Raw genomic sequence first — 1,548 nt, 5'->3', positions numbered from 1 at the left:
TTATAAAAACAAACCGTTTTATCTATTTTTATATTTATCCTATTCTTATCTCATCAAATATACATTTACTCCTTTGGAGACGTTAGCAATGTTAGATCAAAATACTTCAGCTCAATTAAAAGCACTCCTTGAACGCCTTGAAAGCCCAATTGAATTGGTGGCGACTTTAAATGATTCAGACAAGTCTGCAAAAATCAAAGAACTCGTTGAAGAAGTGGCTACCCTTTCACCACAAGTGACTGCACGTTTTGACGGTCAAAACAAACGTGCACCAAGCTTTGGTGTTGCAAAAGCAGGTGAACAACCACGTGTATTCTTTGCTGGCTTACCTATGGGTCATGAGTTCACGTCTTTGATTTTGGCATTGCTACAAACTTCAGGCTATGCACCGAAAGTGTCTGATGAAGTTTTAGCGTCAATTAAAGGCCTTGCAATCCAATCTGATTTTGATGTGTTTGTTTCTTTAAGCTGTCATAACTGCCCAGACGTGGTTCAAGCATTAAACCTGATTGCAATCTACAACCCAGGTACAACTGCAACCATGATTGATGGTGCATTCTTCCAAGACGAAGTTGAAGAACGCAAAATCATGGCTGTACCGATGGTATTCCAAGACAACCAACATATCGGTCAAGGCCGTATGACGCTTGAAGAAATCGTTGCGAAATTGGATACCAACTCTGCTGCTAAAGATGCTGAAAAGTTGAATGCCAAAGACGCGTTTGATGTACTTGTAATTGGTGGTGGCCCAGCAGGGAACACTTCTGCAATCTATGCAGCACGTAAAGGCATTCGTACAGGTATTGTGGCTGAGCGCATGGGCGGTCAGGTCATGGATACCATGGACATTGAAAACTTCACATCAGTACAAAAGACCCAAGGTCCGAAGTTTGCTGCTGAAATGGAAGCACACGTACGTGAATACGGTGTGGACATTATGAACCTACAACGTGTATCTGACATTAAAGGCGCAGATGCAACAGCGAATGGTTTAGTTGAAGTAACACTTGAAAATGGTGCAAAACTTGAATCGAAAACAGTGATCCTATCTACAGGTGCACGTTGGAGAGAAATGAATGTACCTGGTGAGCAAGAATACAAAACACGTGGTGTTGCGTACTGCCCACACTGTGATGGTCCATTGTTCAAAGGCAAACGTGTTGCTGTAATTGGTGGTGGTAACTCAGGTGTAGAAGCTGCGATTGACCTTGCAGGGATTGTTGAACACGTAACACTGGTTGAATTTGATACCAAACTACGTGCTGACCAAGTGCTTCAAGACAAATTGAATAGCTTGCCAAACACCACTGTGATCAAAAATGCTTTATCGACTGAAGTTGTGGGTGATGGTTCACAAGTGACTGCACTCAAATACAAAGACCGTGCAACAGATGTTGAACATACTGTAGAACTTGCAGGGATCTTTGTACAAATTGGTTTATTGCCAAACACAGATTTCCTCAAAGAAACAGCGGTTGAACTTTCAAACCGTGGTGAGATCGTGATTAACGAACGTAATGAAACCAATGTGAAAGGTGTATTTGCTGC

At 42.0% G+C, this 1,548-nt stretch carries 1 protein-coding gene; it reads left to right on the top strand.

The genetic code is table 11. The features are described 5' to 3' along the window. Positions 1-88: 88 nt before the first annotated feature. A partial coding sequence (ahpF, locus tag D9K81_RS18170) for an alkyl hydroperoxide reductase subunit F (RefSeq protein ID WP_121524030.1) occupies positions 89-1,548 on the top strand: 1,460 nt, incomplete at its 3' end.

Origin of the sequence: Acinetobacter chengduensis, from assembly GCF_003664645.1 — a bacterium.
Lineage (GTDB): Bacteria > Pseudomonadota > Gammaproteobacteria > Pseudomonadales > Moraxellaceae > Acinetobacter > Acinetobacter chengduensis.
The sequence above is the reverse complement of the archived record's forward strand: the minus strand, read 5'-3'. Positions and strand labels throughout refer to the sequence as shown.